The sequence below is a fragment of the Streptomyces aurantiaciflavus genome (assembly GCF_049808595.1).
Lineage (GTDB): Bacteria > Actinomycetota > Actinomycetes > Streptomycetales > Streptomycetaceae > Streptomyces.
Map to the genome: position 1 here is coordinate 1 of NZ_JBNCAQ010000059.1, position 16468 is coordinate 16468.

Annotated in this window: 17 protein-coding genes; 5 read left to right on the plus strand and 12 right to left on the minus strand. The window is 73.6% G+C overall.

Annotated elements, in window-relative coordinates:
* Positions 1–38: 38 nt before the first annotated feature.
* From ACPT94_RS40620 to ACPT94_RS40635, 4 genes are all read right to left on the minus strand, one after another.
* A complete protein-coding gene (locus ACPT94_RS40620) occupies positions 39–818 on the minus strand; it encodes a TIGR04222 domain-containing membrane protein (RefSeq protein WP_360337797.1) in 780 nt (259 codons plus the stop codon).
* 111 nt (positions 819–929) lie between these two features.
* Positions 930–1712, minus strand: coding sequence for a DUF4142 domain-containing protein (locus tag ACPT94_RS40625; protein ID WP_425246764.1), 783 nt, complete (start codon positions 1710–1712; stop codon positions 930–932).
* A 270-nt stretch (positions 1713–1982) separates the two neighbouring features.
* Positions 1983–3308: an MbnB/TglH/ChrH family RiPP precursor modification enzyme gene (locus ACPT94_RS40630; RefSeq protein WP_425246763.1), complete on the minus strand. Its 1326-nt coding sequence runs from the start codon at positions 3306–3308 to the stop codon at positions 1983–1985.
* Positions 3309–3426: 118 nt separating this feature from the next.
* Positions 3427–4128, minus strand: a complete 702-nt coding sequence (locus ACPT94_RS40635; protein ID WP_425246762.1) for a peptidyl-tRNA hydrolase — start codon at positions 4126–4128, stop codon at positions 3427–3429.
* Between the two features lie 42 nt (positions 4129–4170).
* On the opposite strand from ACPT94_RS40635, the gene ACPT94_RS40640 reads away from it, so the two are divergent.
* Complete coding sequence (locus ACPT94_RS40640) at positions 4171–5043, plus strand: ABC transporter ATP-binding protein (protein ID WP_425246760.1); 873 nt, start codon at positions 4171–4173, stop codon at positions 5041–5043.
* Positions 5040–5711, plus strand: a complete 672-nt coding sequence (locus tag ACPT94_RS40645; RefSeq protein WP_360337785.1) for an ABC transporter — start codon at positions 5040–5042, stop codon at positions 5709–5711. The genes ACPT94_RS40640 and ACPT94_RS40645 overlap by 4 nt, the downstream gene beginning before the upstream one ends.
* Positions 5712–5720: 9 nt before the next feature.
* On the opposite strand, the gene ACPT94_RS40650 is transcribed toward ACPT94_RS40645, so the two are convergent.
* Both ACPT94_RS40650 and ACPT94_RS40655 read right to left on the minus strand, forming a co-directional pair.
* The gene (locus ACPT94_RS40650) at positions 5721–5948 is read right to left on the minus strand and encodes a hypothetical protein (protein ID WP_425246759.1); all 228 of its coding nucleotides are present in this window, start codon (positions 5946–5948) and stop codon (positions 5721–5723) included.
* A gap of 28 nt (positions 5949–5976) precedes the next feature.
* Positions 5977–6855, minus strand: a complete 879-nt coding sequence (locus ACPT94_RS40655; protein WP_425246758.1) for a polysaccharide deacetylase family protein — start codon at positions 6853–6855, stop codon at positions 5977–5979.
* 274 nt (positions 6856–7129) lie between these two features.
* Between ACPT94_RS40655 and ACPT94_RS40660 the strand changes: the two genes are divergently transcribed.
* Positions 7130–8284: a hypothetical protein gene (locus ACPT94_RS40660; RefSeq protein WP_425248047.1), complete on the plus strand. Its 1155-nt coding sequence runs from the start codon at positions 7130–7132 to the stop codon at positions 8282–8284.
* On the opposite strand, the gene ACPT94_RS40665 is transcribed toward ACPT94_RS40660, so the two are convergent.
* The 6 genes from ACPT94_RS40665 to zapE form a co-directional block, all read right to left on the minus strand.
* Positions 8260–9663 (minus strand): alkaline phosphatase PhoX, encoded by a 1404-nt coding sequence (locus ACPT94_RS40665; protein WP_425248048.1) that lies wholly within the window; start codon positions 9661–9663, stop codon positions 8260–8262. The genes ACPT94_RS40660 and ACPT94_RS40665 overlap by 25 nt on opposite strands.
* A 90-nt stretch (positions 9664–9753) precedes the next feature.
* The gene (locus tag ACPT94_RS40670; protein WP_360331081.1) at positions 9754–10590 is read right to left on the minus strand and encodes a slipin family protein; all 837 of its coding nucleotides are present in this window, start codon (positions 10588–10590) and stop codon (positions 9754–9756) included.
* Between the two features lie 195 nt (positions 10591–10785).
* Positions 10786–12273, minus strand: a complete 1488-nt coding sequence (locus ACPT94_RS40675; protein ID WP_360331078.1) for a SulP family inorganic anion transporter — start codon at positions 12271–12273, stop codon at positions 10786–10788.
* A gap of 8 nt (positions 12274–12281) precedes the next feature.
* Complete coding sequence (locus ACPT94_RS40680) at positions 12282–12860, minus strand: carbonic anhydrase (RefSeq protein ID WP_360331076.1); 579 nt, start codon at positions 12858–12860, stop codon at positions 12282–12284.
* A 75-nt stretch (positions 12861–12935) separates the two neighbouring features.
* Positions 12936–13328, minus strand: a complete 393-nt coding sequence (locus ACPT94_RS40685; RefSeq protein ID WP_425248049.1) for a hypothetical protein — start codon at positions 13326–13328, stop codon at positions 12936–12938.
* 212 nt (positions 13329–13540) lie between these two features.
* Positions 13541–14611, minus strand: coding sequence for a cell division protein ZapE (gene zapE / locus ACPT94_RS40690; RefSeq protein ID WP_425248055.1), 1071 nt, complete (start codon positions 14609–14611; stop codon positions 13541–13543).
* A gap of 377 nt (positions 14612–14988) precedes the next feature.
* Here zapE and ACPT94_RS40695 point away from each other — a divergent pair, with 377 nt between their 5' ends.
* Complete coding sequence (locus ACPT94_RS40695) at positions 14989–15792, plus strand: pyrimidine reductase family protein (protein WP_360331070.1); 804 nt, start codon at positions 14989–14991, stop codon at positions 15790–15792.
* A 187-nt stretch (positions 15793–15979) separates the two neighbouring features.
* Entirely contained in the window at positions 15980–16453 is a 474-nt protein-coding gene (locus ACPT94_RS40700; RefSeq protein ID WP_360331067.1) for an indole-3-glycerol phosphate synthase, read from the plus strand.
* Positions 16454–16468 lie beyond the last annotated feature (15 nt).

A 16468-nucleotide genomic window follows, 5' to 3' on the forward strand; every position in this document is an offset into this window, starting at 1 on the left:
CGCCGCGATGCCGCGGGGGCTCGGTACCGCGGCCGTCCTCAGTCGCGTCCGTGCGGCTCGCGGTGTGCGAAGGCCGCCCGCAGGTCCGGTTCGCCGACGGCCCGGATCCCGCGTACCGCCACGGAGGTCAGGTACGTGCGGTCGTCGCCGCCGTCACGGTCGGCGTGCCGGGCCAGTGTGCCCAGCAGCCGCTGTCCCGCCGGGGAGGCCCAGCGCGAGTACGGATGGACCTCGACCCGGGCGATGGCCAGGCAGCTCAGGGTGAGTGCGAGGGGCAGCGCGAACCAGAGGGCGACCAGGGTGCGCGGCATGTCCGAGGGGGCGGGCATCAGCAGCGCGACGGCGCCCAGCGTGAGCACGGTCAGCGCGGCGCCCCGCACCTGCCGCACCCCGGCCGCGACCGTCGTACGCGCACCGTCCGGCACGGCGAGACCGGCGTTGACCAGGCGGTCGGCGAGGCCGCGCACCGCGTCCGCCGCGGCAGCGGCGGCCCGCACGGGCGCGATCCGCGACTGGCCCTCGGGCCCGATGGCCCCTATGACCGACCGTTCGATCTCGTCACGGCCGCGCGGGTCCACGACGGTGGCCCAGCCGGTGTGGGCGAGCAGCAGCCGCCGCTGCCGTGCCATGGACACCAGGGTGAGGTCGGCGACCCGGCCCGGGCCGCCGGAGAGGAACGCCGCCTCGTAGAGCGTCAGATCATGTCCCTGGCCCGCGTCCGTGTCGACGGCCGCCGCACGGACGGCGGCCAGGCACAGCCGTGTGCACGCCGCGCCGGCGACGGCCCAGGCCAGCAGCAGGAGAAGGACCCAGAACATGCCGTTTTTCTATGCCAGACACACAGGGAAACGCCATGCCTTGTTCACAATCCGGACCGAGCGTTGTGGGTATGTGACGTTCCGCTTCGCTTCGTCCCGGCCGGCCGGTCCTCAGGAACCCTCCTGCGGTGGCGGACCGGTCGCGGCCGGCGGGAGCGTGTAGCTCGGGTACGGCGACGGCGTGACCGGCACGACCTGGCCGGGGTCGGCCACCGACCACGGCGGGGAGGGCGAGTTGGCCGGCGGCGCGCTGCTGCCGACCGCCAACTGCCGGGCCAGCGCGTCGAAGTCGACGTATCCGGTGGCTTCCAGGACCGTGATGTGGTCCAGGACGGTGGTGTTGGCGTCGTCGGCGAGCTGCCGTACCAGCGCGTTCTGGGTGCCGGCCCGCACCTGTGCGACCACGGAGAACACCCGGCCGTGCGCCACCCGCAGGATGTTGGCGAACTTCCGGTCGTAGTCCACGCCCTGAGCCGCGTTCAGCTCCTCCAGCCAGCCCTTCTGCTGGTCGGTGGGCTCGTTGGGCAGCGCGAGCCCGAGTTGCGCGGCGACGCTGCGCACCCGCTCGTCGAGGAAGGTGTGCCCCTCGACGAGATGCCGCCCCGCCGCCCGTACGGCCTCGGTGGTGCCCTTCTGCTGCGCCTGCTGACCGGCCGGCAGCTCCCACAGTCCGGCCAGCCGCACCTTGGTGACGAAGTCCCGGTCGAGCGCGGACAGCGGACCGTACTGCGTCGCCACGGTCTGCGCGTTCAGGACGTCCGCGTCCGTCGCGGGCCCGTCCTCGTACGACCAGATCGGGTAGAGCAGTGCCACGAGGGTCGCCGCCAGGCCCGTGATGATGAGCCCGGTGCCAGTGAAGATGCCTCTGCCCCTGATCGGGGGTCGCGGTCGCATGGTGCCTCCTGCTTGCGGCACCGCACGCCAGTGTGCTTCGGGTGCGGGATTGGCATATTACTGCGGCCGCTACGCCAACTGTCGTAGAGGGGCGAAGGGTTGGATGGCGGACATCCGGGACGAACAGAGGGCTGTCGGTAGGCGGCATAAGGGGCGAAACAGGGGTGAAAGAGGCACCGGGCGACCTGCTGCTACTCGGGTGTTAACCCCGGCACATTCGGGATGCCGCCCGGTCGGTACGACTGTCCGCGGCCGGACGGGGCCGGGCGCTCACCGCCGGGCCAGCGCCCGCCCCACCCGCGCCCAGCGCGACCGCGGCCTCGGGGCGGGGCCCGAGCGGTCCAGCCACCACCGGCGCAGCTCGCGCCGGACCCGGCCCTCCTCCAACTGCCCGCCCAGCAGCAGCCGCTCCGCGAAGTCCAGTGCGTCCTGCCGGTACCCCCCGCGCATCGGGTGCCCCTGGGCGTACGCGAGGAAAGCGGACCGGTAGCCGCTGCCGAGGATCGACGGCAGTTCCGGGGCGACCTTCGCCACCACGTCCGCCCGCTTGGCGGCCAGGGACCGGGCCTGGACACCGAGGCGCACCCGGTCGAAACCCTCGGGGGCGGGGGTCCCGGCGACCAGGGCCGACAGCAGGGCGGCCTGCGCGAGGCCGAGGCGCTGGCGCACCGCCTCCGGGGCTCCGACGGGGACGTGGGACCGCACGGGAGCGGTCCCGTCCGAGTCCGCGGTGCCGGAGGCGCCCGAGGTCTCCGAGACGGTCCGGATCCGGGCGCCCTCCCGCACCGCGTCCCGGATCGACGCCAACTCCCGCTCCAGATCGGCCGGTTCGGGGAAGTTCTCGTCGCGCTCCAGCAGCACCCCGGGCGGCGAGACACGGGACGCGAGGTCGGTCAGGATGTCGAGGACCGGGCGGGGCACCGGGTGGGCGTGGCTGTCGTGCCAGACGCCGTCGCGCTCGAAGCCGCCCGCGACATGGACGTAGGCGATGGCTTCCAGCGGCAGCTCGGCGAGCGCCTTGGCCGGGTCCTCGCCGCGGTTGACGTGGTTGGTGTGCAGGTTGGCCACGTCGATCAGCAGCCGTACGCCGGTGCGGTCGGCCAGCTCGTACAGGAACTGGCCCTCCGTCAGCTCCTCGCCGGGCCAGGCGATGAGCGCGGCGATGTTCTCCACGGCGAGCGGCACCGGCAGCGCCTCCTGCGCGATGCGCACGTTCTCGCACAGCACGTCGAGGGCGTCGCGGGTGCGCGGTACGGGCAGCAGGTGCCCGGCCTCCAGGGCCGGGGAGGCCGTCAGCGGCCCGCCCGCGCGGACGAACGCGATGTGTTCGGTGACCAGCGGGGAACCCAGCGCCTCGGCCCGCTCGGCGAGCGCCGTCAGCCGCCCCGCGTCGGGGCGGTCCGCGCCGCCGAGCCCGAGCGACACGCCGTGCGGGACGACGGTGACGCCGCGCTCGCGCAGCCGCAGCAGGGAGTCGGGGAGGTGCCCCGGGCAGACGTTCTCGGCGACGACCTCGACCCAGTCGATGCCCGGCATCCGTTCCACGGCGTCCGCGATCTCCGGCCGCCAGCCGATTCCCGTCCCGAGTCGCGTCATGGTCCCCTCCTCCGCCCAGGCCCCCGCCGTGGTGACGGGGATATGACCCCGCCATCCGGGCCCGAACCGTCCGCCGCCCTCCTTCAGAGCAACATTTGAGGTTCGGCGCGGGGTGCGGTCACCGGGCCCGCAGGGCCGGATGGTCCGCGACCACCGTGCAGGACCCCGGCGCGATCTCGGTGAACCCCGCGTCCCGCACCAGCGGCAGCCCGCTCCCCGTCAGCTCCCGCCACCGCTCGGGCGCCGCCGTCCGCACGGCCAGCGGAAAGCCCGCCTCGCACCACGCCGCACGCTCCTGGTCCGACAGCTCCCACCAGGCGAGCTGCGCACCGTGCCCGGCCTGCGCCATCGCCTTGCCCGCCGACATCTCCACCTCCGGGCTCATCCACAGCACCGGCACCCCCGGGTCCGCCTCCGCCGGCGTCTCGGGATCGTCGAGGTCGGTCCCCGACACCTGCAGCTTCGCGAGGTCCTTCGGCCACCCGTCCAACGGCACCGGCGGGAACACCCGCACCTCCGCGGCCTTCCCGGTCACGGTGATCCCCGGCAACGCCCCGGCCCGCCGCCACTCGGCCCCCCGAGCCCGCCGCACGACCTTCCGGATCCGGGCGTCCTGCCAGTCCCGCACGGCCTGCGCCCACTCCCCGTCCCCGACGGAGCGCGGATCGCTCAGCATGACGAGCACGGCGCGGGCAGCGGTCTCGAGAGCGTCGGTACGGGCGGGCGGCTCGGTCTTCTCCAGCCGCACGACGAGGGGCAGCACGAACTGCGGGGCCCGGTCACGAGGGTTCGGCTCGGTCTGAAAGGGACTCTCACTCACGCGGCGCAGGGTACTGGACTCCCGTACGAGAAGATGCTGCCCATGGAACGCGCATTACGTCTGGACGACGTGGGCCGCCGCTACGGCGTCCGCGGCCCCTGGGTCCTCCGCGACGTGAACCTGCATCTCACCCCCGGGACCCTCACCCGCGTCCAGGGCGCCAACGGCACGGGCAAATCCACCCTTCTCCGTCTCCTCGCCCGCATCGACGCTCCGACCACGGGCCGGGTCACCGGCCGTCCCCGGACCGCCTACGTCCCCGAACGCTTCCCCGCCGCCCTCCCCTTCACCGCGGTCGGCTACCTCACTCACCTCGGCACCGTCCACGGCCTCACCCGTGCCGCCGCCGAGCGTGCCGCGGGTGACTGGCTGGACCGCTTCGGCGCCACCCCCTACACGCGCACGCCGTTGTCCCGCCTGTCCAAGGGCAGCAGCCAGAAGGTCGCCGTGGCCCAGGCATTCCTCGCCGACCCGGAACTCCTCGTCCTGGACGAGGCCTGGACCGGCCTGGACACCGACGCGCGGGCCGAACTGGACCGGGCGGTCGCCGAGCGTACGGCCGCCGGCGCCGCCGTCGTCTTCGTCGACCACGACCCCCGCCGTCTCGCCGGCACGGCCGACGCCACCTGCACGGTGAGCGACGGCACCCTCCACCGCCGTACGGAACCACCCGCCGTCCCCGCCGGGCCGCGCGTGGTCGTCGAGGTGCAGGGTCCGCCCGCCGGGCCGCTGCCGGCGGAGGCGCGCCGCCTGGCCGTCGAGGCCGAGGAACCGGCCCCCGGCACCCACCGCCTCACCGTCCCCGCCTCCCACTCCGACGTCCTGCTGCGTGCCCTGCTCACCGCCCGCCCGCCGTGGCACGTGGTGAGCGTCGCCGCGGCGTCCGAGCCGCTCGACCGTGAAGGCAGTTCATGACCGCTCTCCTGCGCTACCAGGCCGCCCTGCTCGTCCGCTCCCAGCGCTGGCTGCCGCCGGTCCTCCTGCACGCCGTCTTCCTCGGCGTCGGCGTCCAGAGCGGCCAGCCCGTGCTGGACTCGCTCGGCTACGCGGCGGCCGCCCTGCTTCCCGTCGCGGCCTGGCTGGTGCGGATCTGTGTGACCAACGAGCCCCCGGCCGCCCGCACCGTCGTCGCCGCGGCGGCCGGGCCGGTGCGGGCGCACCTGGCCGCCGTGCTGGTCGCGCTGGGGGCGGCGGGCCTGCTCGGTACGGCCACGACGGCGGTCGTCGCCCTGATCAGCGACCCCGTGAGCGCCGACCATCAGCAACGGATCCCCCTCCCGCAGGCCTCCGCCGCCGGACTGCTCGCCACCCTGACCTGCGCCCTGCTCGGTACGGCCGTCGGCGCGCTCACCGCCTGGCCGGTGCTGCGCTCGCCGGGTCGAGCGGTCCCGACGCTGTTGCTCGCCGCGCTGCTGGCACTGGTGGTGACGGGTTCCCCGGCGCAGGCGGCGGTCAGCGGCCTGGTCACCGGCTCGCGGTCCGCGACGGTTCACCCGCCGCTGCTGCCCCTGGCCGCCGCGGCACTCGTCACGGCCGCGGCGACGGCCGTGGCCTGCGCGCTCACCGCCCGCAGGTCGCCCTGAGCCGCCCGCTCAGCCCGAGCACGCCGTGCGCTGCGCCTCCTGCCTCCCCCACTCTCGACTTCGCTCGAGCGGGGGGACCCCCATACAGACGGGGCACAGCGTGATCCCCTTGTACGACTCCGGGTAATCCGTGGGCTCCCGGCACAGCACGCAGTCCGCATACGGCGGTCCGTCGGCCTTGGGCGGCCGGGTCGCGTCGATCAGGCAGTAGCCGATGTCGCCGTCGTCCTCGCTCATGCCTCCAGCGTACGAGAGGGCCCGCCGCTCACCGCCGGCCGTTCGCGGCCCCGATCAGCTCGGACACCTGCACGAACCGGTAGCCGCGGCGGCGCAGCTCGGGCACGATCACGCGCACCGCACTCTCGGTGGCGGGGGCGGCGCTGCGCGTGCAGTGCATGACGACCACCGAGCCCGGTCTCACCCCGTCCAGCACGTCCCGGGCCACGGCGTCCGCGTCGGTCGCGAAGGCGTCCCCGCTCACCACGTCCCACTGCACCGCGGTCACCCCGGCGCCGCTCACCGCCCGCAGCGCCCGCCGGTCGTAGCAGCCGCCGGGGAAGCGGAAGTAGGGCCTGGCGTCCGGCACCCCGGCCTCGCGGAAGGCCGCGTACGCCCGTTCCACGTCCGCCCGCATCCGGTCCTCGGGCATGGTCGGCAGGCCGTAGCAGTCGTCGGTGAAGGCGTAGTGGCTGTAGGAGTGGTTGGCGACCTCGAACAGCGGGTCGCGTCCGATCGCGCGGGCCTCCGCCGGGTACTCCTCGGCCCACCGGCCCGTCATGAACACGGTGGCCGGCACCTTCAGCGCCCGCAGCGTCGCGATCAGTTCCGGGTTGTCGAACCGCTCGCCCGCCGCCGCCCGCGCCCCCTGGTCGGCGGTCATGTCCGCGTCGAAGGTGAGGGCGACGGCTTTGTCGCCGGTGCGGGGGGCGTGCGAGAAGACGGGTGTCAGGCCGGCCGGGCCGGGGGCCAGCGTGGGCGGCCGGGACGGCGTGGGCGAGGGCTGGGCGGGGGCCGGGCGGGACTGCGCGGGTGAGGGATGAGCGGGGGCCGGGCGGGCGGCCCGGGGTGCCTGGTCCGTGCCGCAGGCGGCGAGCGCGGCGGCCAGGGCACAGAGGGCGGCGAGGCGGCGTACGGGAGCGATCATCGTATGAAGATATGAAAGATGAGCCGGCGGTTCCCCGCGCAGGCATGCGCGTCCGCCGTTCTGTCACCCGCCCGGGCCTTCACCTGGGGCGTGTTTCGAAAGTCCCGTCTGCCCGGCGACGCCTGGCACGCACGCTCGCCGCGTTGTCGGGCTCGCCCCGATACAACCAGTATCGGGGCGACCCTCCGCCTTGCGATCGCACGCACCAGACGCCGCCGGGCCTGCCCTTCGGGCAGACGACGCTACTTTCGAAACACGCCCTAGGGTGCGAAGGGTGGCCGGTCCCCGCAGCTTCCCCTCCCGCCGAGCAGCCCTCACCGAGGCCCTCCTGACGGACTGTCACGGCGCCCCCGTCACCGTCTCCTCCTGGTCCCGGCTCGCCCCCTGGACCGTCGCCCGAGCGCGTCTCGACGGGCCCGCCGGCGTGCCCCGGGACGTCGTGGTCAAGTGGGCCCGCGACCAGCCGGTGCCGGGCCGTACGCCGGGCGGGCGCCTGCGCACCGAGGTCGCCGCGCTCCGCTTCCTCGCCGACGACCTCGGGCTCGCCCTCGCCCCGCGTGTCCTCGCCGCCGACCCGGACGCGGGGCTTGTTGTCCTGGAGGACCTGGCGCCGCGCGTCGCGCTGGACGGGCTGCTGCGCCGGGACGGCGCCGCCGCCCACGCCGAGCGGCTGGCCGCGTTCGCGCGGGCCCGCGGCGAGCTGGGCGCGGCGACCGCCGGCCACGACGGCGCCTACTACGCGCGGCGGGCCGCGCTCGGCCCCGTGGACCGGGCGGCCGACCGGCGCGGCCGGTACGCACCCCTGCGGGAGGAGGCCCACGGCCACGCGGACGCCTTCGGGGCCCCGATCACCGGACCGGCCGCCGCCGAACTGACCCACGCACTCGCCGAGTTGTGCGAGCCGGGCCCCTTCCTCGTGCTCAGCAACGACGACGCCGAGGCCAACAACGCGCTCGTGCACCCGACCGGACCGGCCGACCCGCGCCTCATCGACTTCGAGTTCGCCGGCTACACCCACGCCCTGCACGACGCGGTGGGCCTGTACGTGCCCGGGCCGGCCTGGATGTCCGTCGGCGACCCCGTCGCGTCCGGGCTCGCCGACGTCCACCGCACGGCCCTGGCGGCGGGTGTGCCGCAGGCCGCGGACGACCGGCGGTACGGCTTCGGGCTGGCCGCGGCCTGTCTGGCGTTCGCGCTGGTCCGTCTCGAACGGTTACCGCGCCTGGACGCGCGCCCGCCCGGCGACCCCAGCAGGCCGCAGCTCGTCGCCACCCTGGAGGCGGCCGCCCGCACCGCCGACGCCCACCGCGCCCTGCCCCACCTGGCCGGCTGGGCCCACCGCACGGCCGCCCTGCTGCGCCGCCGCTGGCCGGACGCGGACCTGGACCCGGCCGCGCTGCCCCCTTACACGCCCCGCGGCGGGGACTGACGGCCCCAGGGTCCCGTCACCGCGAACGTCGTCCCGGGCTTGTAGCAGTTGACGTACATCGTCCGGCCGTCGGGGGAGAAGGTGACGCCGGCGAACTCGCCCCACTCCGGCTCCTCGGCGGTGCCAATGTTCTGCCGGCCGCGGGCCATCGCGTACACCTCGCCGCCCCGGGTCACGCCGAAGACGTGCTGGGCGCCGTTGCCGTCCTCGCAGACCATGAGACCGCCCCCGGGGGCGAGGCAGATGTTGTCGGGGGACTCGCCGGGCAGCTGGACGTCCGTGTCCGGGCCGAAGACGATCACCAGGGTCAGACGGCGCCGCGCCGGGTCGTAGCGCCAGATCTGCCCGTAGTGGTCGGCCGCCGAGCCGTCCGCGCCGCGCGCGAACGACGACACGAAGTACACGCACCGCCCGCCCCAGTAGCAGCCCTCCAGCTTCTGGGCGTGCGTGATGCCCTTCGGGCCGAAGTCCTGGAGCCGGACCGGGGTCCGGACCGCGAGCGGGTCCGGTACGTCGACCCACTCGATGCCGTCGAAGGCAGCGCCCGTCTCCTGGACCGACGACAGGTCCGCCACGCCCGGCACGCGCATCGCCTGGAGCCGGCCGCCCGCGCGCAGCGAGCCCACGCCGCCCAGCGGCTTGCTGGGCAGGAAGCGGTAGAAGAGGCCGAAGGGCTTGAGGAACGCGTCCTCCGTCTCGTAGACGATCCCGGTGTGCGGGTCGACGGCGATCGCCTCGTGCTGGAAGCGGCCCATCGCGGTCAGCGGGACGGCGCCGGTACGGCGCGGGTCGGACGGGTCGACCTCGAAGATGAAGCCGTGGTCCTTGGTGTAGCCGTTGGTGCCGGCCCGGTCCTCGGTCTCCTCGCAGGTCAGCCAGGTGTGCCAGGGGGTGGGTCCGCCCGCGCAGTTGACGGCCGTACCGGCGATCGCGACCCGCTCCCGCCGGACCGTGTTGTCCGAGTCCAGCGTCAGGGCCGTACAGCCGCCCTTGCCGGCCGGGTCGTAGGTCAGGCCCTCGACGGTGGGGACGGGAATCTTCGCGTCGTGGCGGTTCTCGTGGTTGCGGACCAGGTGGACGTGGCCGTGGCGGCCGGGGAGGGCCGTCATGCCGTCGTGGTTCGAGGGGACCGGGCCCTCGCCGGAGCGCAGCGGGTCGCCCTCGCGGGAGAGGACCCGGTAGCGGAAGCCCTTCGGCAGGTCGAGCAGGCCGTGCGGGTCGGGCACGAGGGGGCCGTAGCCGGTGTGACCGAGGTCGTGCGCGGCGGCCGTGCCGGTGAAGAGCTCGGACAGCGCGCCGGAGAACGCGATGCCCACTCCCAGGGCACCGGTGCGGGCGAGGACCTGACGGCGCGTCGCCGCGCCACGGATCTCTGACATGGGGTGACCTTCCTGCTGGCGGACAGGAACTGTGACCCCGCTGTGTCTATCACTCGCCGTGCGCCCCTGGAACCACGCGCGGAGCACGCGTCACCGGACAGTGGTCTGTTCGGGCGGTTGCGGGACAGTGGTCTGCTCGGCCGGTGGCGCGGTCTCGGGCAGGGACTGCTGCGGGCCCTTCTCCAGGAAACGCAGCAGCTCGACCGGGATGGGCAGCACCAGCGTGGAGTTCTTCTCCGCCGCCACCGCCATCACCGTCTGCAGCAGCCGCAGCTGGAGCGCGGACGGCGTGTCGGCCATCTGCTGCGCCGCCTCGGCCAGCTTCTTCGACGCCTGCAGCTCGGCGTCCGCGTTGATGATCCGGGCCCGCCGCTCACGGTCGGCCTCGGCCTGGCGGGCCATGGAGCGCTTCATCGTGTCCGGCAGGGACACGTCCTTGATCTCGACGCGGTCGATCTGCACGCCCCAGCCGACGGCCGGGCTGTCGATCATCAGCTCCAGGCCCTCGTTGAGCTTCTCCCGGTTGGACAGCAGGTCGTCCAGCTCGCTCTTGCCGATGATCGACCGCAGCGAGGTCTGGGCCATCTGTGAGACGGCGAAGCGGTAGTCCTCGACGTTGACGATCGCCGCCGGCGCGTCCACGACGCGGAAGTACACGACCGCGTCCACCCGCACGGTCACGTTGTCGCGGGTGATGCCCTCCTGGGCCGGAATGGGCATGGTCACGATCTGCATGTTGACCTTGCGCAGCCGGTCCACGGCGGGGATCACCATCGTGAAGCCCGGCGACCGTACGGGGCTGCGGATCCGCCCGAGCCGGAAGACTACCCCGCGCTCGTACTGCTTGACCACCCGCGCGGCCGCCGCGACGTACACGAACCCCGCGGCACCGACCGCCGCTGCCGCCGCCAGCAGATCCTCGAGCATGGCGACCTCCTCCGTCAGAGGCCCGGGTCCGGACCGCTTCGGAGGGCTCGGAAAGTCCGGACAGTCTGCTCCTGCAACGATATGCCCGCCGCCGGGTCCGGGGCCATGCGCGATGTCCCAGGGGCCCGACGGCGGGCAGGTGTGCTCGGCGAGCAAGGCTCGCCTGTCCGGCTGATCAGGCCGCGGTCGCGGTGCCTAGGCCGCGGTGGCCGTCTCCACGCGGGCCTCGGTGACCTTCACCGGCTCGGTGCCGACCGCGCTGTGCCGCTCGGCCCACGTCTCCAGCGCCGTACGGCAGGCGTGGTCGAGGTGGTGCAGGCCGGAGAGGTCCAGCTCGACCGGGCGGTCCTGCGGCAGGGCCTCCAGACTGTCGAGGATCTTCGGCAGCCGGAGGAAGGTCGCGTTGCCCGACAGGTACACCTGGACGGGTCCGGCGCCCTTGTCGATGACCTCCAGCCGGATGTGCGAGGCCTCCCACGCCGTCTTGACGACGGCGAGCGCCAGACCGATCAGGACGCCCTCGAACATGCTGACCGCGACGATCGACACGGCGGTGACGACCAGGATCAGCGCCTCGCCGCGGTGTTCGCGCCACAGCGACACGAGCGCGCGGACCGGGACGAGCTTGGCACCGGCGTGCACCAGGATCCCGGCGAGGGCCGGGAGGGGTATGTACGCCAGCAGGTTCGGCAGCAGGGCCGCGAACAGCAGCAGCCAGACGCCGTGCAGCACCCGGGACGCCTTGGTACGGGCGCCCGCCTGGACGTTGGCCGAGCTGCGCACGATCACCGCGGTCATCGGCAGCGCGCCGAGCACCCCGCACACGGCGTTGCCCGCGCCCTGCGCCACCAGTTCCTTGTCGTACTCGGTGCGCGGCCCGTCGTGCAGCCGGTCCACCGCCGCCGCGCTGAACAGCGACTCGGCGGACGCGATCAGCGTGAAGGCGACGATCGTGCCGAGCAGACCGACGCTCGCCAGCTCGCCGAAGGCGTCCAGGGACGGCGGCTGGATCGAGCCGAGCAGGCCCTGCACCTCGACCGTGGCCACGGGCAGGTTCAGCAGCAGTGCGGCCAGCGTCGCGAGGCCGACCGCGGCGAGCGGGCCGGGCACCGCGCGTACCTTCGCCGGCATCCGCTTCCACAGCACGAGAACGGCGACGGTGCCGGCGCCGAGAGCGAGGGAGGCGAGCGCCTCGGTGCTGTCGACGGCGTCCACGAGAGCCTCCGGCAGCCCGGCGATCTTCGCCAGGCCGGAGTCCGGCGCCTTGGTGCCGATCACTGAATACAGCTGACCGGCGATCAGCACCAGGCCGATTCCGGCCAGCATGCCCTCGACGACGGAGACCGAGATGGCCCGGAAGTAGCGCCCCAGCTTCAGGGCGCCCATCGCGATCTGCAGCACGCCGGTGGCGAGCACGATCACACCGAGCGCGGGCAGCCCGAACTCCTGCACCGCCTCGAAGACCAGCACGGTCAGACCGGCCGCGGGACCGGACACCTGCAGGCTGCTGCCCCGCATCAGACCGGTGACGATGCCGCCGACGATGCCGGTGACGAGCCCGAGTTCGGCCGGCACGCCGGACGCCACGGCCACGCCCACGCACAGCGGGAGCGCGACCAGGAAGACGACGAGCGAGGCGGCGAAGTCCTGCTTGAGATGGGGGTAGGCGGCGCGGTTGCCCATGACGGCCCTCACAGCGCGCGGAAGACGTCGGAGGACACGTCGTGGGTCAGCACCGACCCGGTGTGCACCTCGTAGTACCAGGCGTGCAGGGTCAGCTGACCGCTCGACAGCTTCTTGTCGATGAACGGGTACGAGCGCAGCCGCAGGACCTGGGCCAGCACGTGGTTCTGCACGCCCTCGGCCACGGCCGGGTCCTCGGCGGCGCCCGCGGGGCGCGGCTCGGCCCGGGTGAGCCAGTCCCGCACGGCCGGCACGGCCGTCAGGTCGTCGCCGCGGACCAGGGCGCCGACGGCGCCGCAGTGCGAGTGGCCGCAGACCACGACGTCGCTGACGCCGAGGACCTCCACGGCGTACTCGATGGTGGCCGCCTCACTGGTGGGGTGCTCGGAGACGTACGGGGGGACGATGTTGCCCGCGGTGCGCAGCTCGAAGAGCTCGCCGGGCCGGGCGCCCGTGATCAGGGCCGGGACGACCCTGGAATCGGAGCAGGTGATGAACAGGACCTGCGGCGACTGGCCTTGGGCCAGCTCGGCGAACTCCTCAGGGCGCTGTCCGTGCAGGCGGGCGTTGTCGATGAGGGGCTGCATGATGTGGTGACTCCTCCTGGCGCGCCGAACGGCGCGTCGGGCTTACACGACAGAGGTGGGGGGACTGCTCTGCTGTCAGCAGCGGAAGACCTGGAGTGTGGCCGGTGAGTGCGCTGCCGGGGGTCTCGACAGGGCGAACGCGCCGCGCGCGAGGTGTGGGGGCGCGTCCGTGCGGGTCTGGGCCGGCGACGGGCGTTCGGGCCATGCGGGGGCGCAGTCGGCGGCGCGGTGCCGGTCGCGGGCGCGCAGGGGACCGGTCGGGTCCCCGGCGGGGACGCAGTGGCGGGACACGGCGATCTCGTCGCGGAGCGCCTTGCCGGAGAGCTTGATTCCGGGCTGAGCATTGGCCTCGACCTGACGGGCCGTGTACGCGGATGCGAAGCACTCGGAGGGTGCGAAGAAGGGAAGGGCGAGCAGAGCGGCGGCGAGGACCGCTACCAGGGCCCGTACCGTCGTACCTCGCAACATGCGCCCCCCTTCCGATCGTTCGCGCCTCTAGTCCGGACCAACGGTTGGTCAACGGATGGTCAAGAACGACCTTAACCCTGCAAAGTTGTTTGCAGGGTTAACTTAACGTTTCGAGCTGAAGAGAGGCCGAAGCGTGCCGGGTGGTTGGCGTGAACCGCCCCTTGACCCGGGGGATCTGATCGGTTATCAGGACCGGTCGATGATCGGGATCGTCAGTCCGCCTCGACGAGTCGTTTGCCGTCGCGGGCCAGTGCGGTCAGGCGGGAGATCGCCCGGAAGTACTTCTTGCGGTACCCGCCCTTCAGCATCTCCTCGCTGAACAGCTGGTCGAAGGGGAGCCCGGAGGCCAGCACCGGCACCTCGCGGTCGTAGAGCCGGTCGGCGAGGACGACGAGGCGCAGGGCCGTCGACTGGTCGGGAACCGGCCGCACGTCGGTGAGGCACACCGCCTTCAGGCCGTCGGTCAGGGCGCCGTATCGGCTGGGGTGGACCTTGGCCAGGTGCTCCAGCAGCCGCGGGAAGTCGTCGAGCGAGGCGCCCTCGGTGGCGTACGCCGCCTTCGTCACCTGTTCGTCGGAGTACGGCGCCGGCGCCTCGGGCAGGCCGCGGTGGCGGTAGTCCTCGCCGTCGATGCGCAGGGTGCGGAAGTGTGCGGACAGACCCTGGATCTCGCGCAGGAAGTCGGCCGCCGCGAAGCGGCCCTCGCCGAGCTTGCCCGGCAGGGTGTTGGACGTGGCGGCGAGCGCCACGCCCGCGTCGACCAGCTTGCCCAGCAGGGTCGACACGAGAACGGTGTCACCGGGGTCGTCCAGCTCGAACTCGTCGATGCACAGCAGGCGGTGCCCGGAGAGGGTCTGCACGGTCTGCTGGAAACCGAGGGCGCCGACCAGGTTGGTCAGCTCCACGAAGGTGCCGAACGCCTTGAGCGCGGGCTCGGCCGGGGTGGCGTGCCACAGGGAGGCCAGCAGATGGGTCTTGCCGACGCCGTAACCGCCGTCGAGGTAGACCCCGCGCGGACCGGCCGGGGCCTTGGGCGCCTTCGCCCTGCCGAAGCCGAAGAACCCCCGCTTGGCGGCACCGGCGGCACGCGCCCCGCCGAGCCCCGTCGCGAAGCCCTCCAGGACCCCCACCGCCTCGGTCTGGCTGGGCTGCTTCGGGTCCGGTATGTACGTACTGAAGCGGACCGAGTCGAACCGCGGCGGCGGCACCATCTCGGCGACCAGCCGGTCCGCGGGGACGTACGGCTCACGGGCGCACAGGGACAGCGGGGCCGCGTCGACCATCGGAACGAGGCCGGAGGCGGGGGCGGGGTGGGAAGACGACACGCTTACCCATGCTAGGGCCTGCCCGGCGGGTCGGGCCGGACCGGGGCGCACGGCTTCCTCACAGTGCCGGCGAGCGGAGGCGATGGCGGTGCCCCCGCGCAGGGGGTCCCTCCCGCTCGGGTGAGGCCGAGAGTGGGGGAGTGGTGCGTGGGGAGTCGGCAATGGGCGGCGGGGGTCGGTGGGGTTCCTCCCGCTCGGGGGAGGCCGCGAGTGGGGGAGTGGTCGAGCATGGGGGAGGGCGGCACCCGGCGACGACGCCGCCGAGATGCGTGTCGGACCCCGCGAGACCGGCCGGACCGGGGGCAGGTCCCGGGGGCCGTGCCAGACTGCGTGGCATGCGACGGCTGTTCCCTGTGACCGACCAGACAGTGGCAGAAACCCCCGACGAGACGGGTGCGGCGGCGGAGGGCCGTGAGTGGAGCCTCGACGAGCTCGCCGAGGCCTACGCCTACCCCGAACCCGGCCCCGGCGAGCCCACACCCTGGCTGCGGGCCAACATGGTCTCCACGCTCGACGGCGCCGCCCAGCACGAAGGGCGCTCCAAGCCCATCTCCAACGCCACCGACATGCGGATCTTCGGCACCCTCCGGATGCTCGCCGATGTGGTGCTCGTCGGTGCGGAGACCGTGCGGCAGGAGGGGTACCGGCCCGCACGCGCGCGTGCCGAGTTCGCACAGCGGCGGGAGGCGGCCGGGCAGGGGCCCGCGCCGGCGATCGCGATCGTCAGCGCGAGCCTGGACCTGGACTACTCGCTCCCGCTGTTCACCTCGCCGCTCGTGCCCACCCTGATCCTGACCGGCGCCGCGGCCGCCCCCGATCGGATCGCGACCGCGGAGAAGGCCGGCGCCCGGGTGGTGATCGCCGGTGACGGCATGGGTGTGGAGCCCGCGCGGGCCGTACGCGCCCTCGCCGGGCTCGGGCACACCCGGCTGCTGACCGAGGGCGGCCCGCGACTGCTCGGGCAGCTCGTGGCCGCCGGCGTGCTCGACGAGCTGTGCCTGACCGTCTCGCCGCTGCTCACCGCGGGGGACGCGCAGCGCATCGCGGGCGGGCCGTCGGTCGCCGTTCCGCACCGGTTCGCGCTGGTGTCCCTGCTGGAGGAGGGCGGGTTCCTGTACGGGAGGTACGCAAGGGACTGATCGGGCCGGAGTCGACGGGTGTGACGCGCTGATTCCGGGGCATCCGGGGCAGGACACCTGGAGTCCCGAATTCGGTGGAATGTGCCGTTCCGGTTTGCTTCGGGTGGGCACACTAGGACCGCAGACCCCGTGCGCGCGCGGGGACGGATGCTTGAGGGCCACGGGGGTCCTCGAAGGAGAGGGCGCTGTGTTCACAAGCGTGTTGATGATCGAGAAGGCCCTGACGTCTGCGGACGTGGAGTTCGTCACCACCTTGCACGGGGACGAGCCGGTCTCCTTCCATGTGCTGCTGCAGCCGCGCGGCGACCAGGCGGACCGGTTGCTGCGGGCCATCGACGACATCGCCCTCGGTGAGCTGGACGAGGCCGTCCGCGAGGGGGAGACCCCCGAGGGCGAGGAGGCCAAGAGCGTCGGGGAGAGAGCGCTGGAGGTGTCCCTCGCGGCGCTGCGCTCCGCGGGTGGCGCGGCCGAGGGGCGGTTGGTGGAGGACCATCCGCTGGACGCGCTCAGAGGAGTCGTAGACGAGGTGGACGCCGACGAGGTGATCGTCCTGACCGACCCGCACTACGTGGAGGAGTTCTTCCACCGGGACTGGGCCTCGCGGGCCCGGCACAAGGTGGGGGTGCCGGTGCTCAAGCTGTTCTCCCACAGCAAGGCGTAGACCCCGCCACCGCGC

What these genes read in the sequence shown, in the direction of transcription:
- ACPT94_RS40650 (WP_425246759.1), bottom strand. Translation starts at nt 5,948, where the DNA reads ATGAGCGAGGACGACGGCGACATCGGCTACTGCCTGATCGACGCGACC.
- ACPT94_RS40665 (WP_425248048.1), bottom strand. Translation starts at nt 9,663, where the DNA reads ATGTCAGAGATCCGTGGCGCGGCGACGCGCCGTCAGGTCCTCGCCCGC.
- ACPT94_RS40675 (WP_360331078.1), bottom strand. Translation starts at nt 12,273, where the DNA reads ATGGGCAACCGCGCCGCCTACCCCCATCTCAAGCAGGACTTCGCCGCC.
- ACPT94_RS40670 (WP_360331081.1), bottom strand. Translation starts at nt 10,590, where the DNA reads ATGCTCGAGGATCTGCTGGCGGCGGCAGCGGCGGTCGGTGCCGCGGGG.
- ACPT94_RS40695 (WP_360331070.1), top strand. Translation starts at nt 14,989, where the DNA reads ATGCGACGGCTGTTCCCTGTGACCGACCAGACAGTGGCAGAAACCCCC.
- ACPT94_RS40655 (WP_425246758.1), bottom strand. Translation starts at nt 6,855, where the DNA reads ATGATCGCTCCCGTACGCCGCCTCGCCGCCCTCTGTGCCCTGGCCGCC.
- ACPT94_RS40625 (WP_425246764.1), bottom strand. Translation starts at nt 1,712, where the DNA reads ATGCGACCGCGACCCCCGATCAGGGGCAGAGGCATCTTCACTGGCACC.
- zapE (WP_425248055.1), bottom strand. Translation starts at nt 14,611, where the DNA reads ATGGTCGACGCGGCCCCGCTGTCCCTGTGCGCCCGTGAGCCGTACGTC.
- ACPT94_RS40680 (WP_360331076.1), bottom strand. Translation starts at nt 12,860, where the DNA reads ATGCAGCCCCTCATCGACAACGCCCGCCTGCACGGACAGCGCCCTGAG.
- ACPT94_RS40640 (WP_425246760.1), top strand. Translation starts at nt 4,171, where the DNA reads ATGGAACGCGCATTACGTCTGGACGACGTGGGCCGCCGCTACGGCGTC.
- ACPT94_RS40630 (WP_425246763.1), bottom strand. Translation starts at nt 3,308, where the DNA reads ATGACGCGACTCGGGACGGGAATCGGCTGGCGGCCGGAGATCGCGGAC.
- ACPT94_RS40645 (WP_360337785.1), top strand. Translation starts at nt 5,040, where the DNA reads ATGACCGCTCTCCTGCGCTACCAGGCCGCCCTGCTCGTCCGCTCCCAG.
- ACPT94_RS40620 (WP_360337797.1), bottom strand. Translation starts at nt 818, where the DNA reads ATGTTCTGGGTCCTTCTCCTGCTGCTGGCCTGGGCCGTCGCCGGCGCG.
- ACPT94_RS40685 (WP_425248049.1), bottom strand. Translation starts at nt 13,328, where the DNA reads ATGTTGCGAGGTACGACGGTACGGGCCCTGGTAGCGGTCCTCGCCGCC.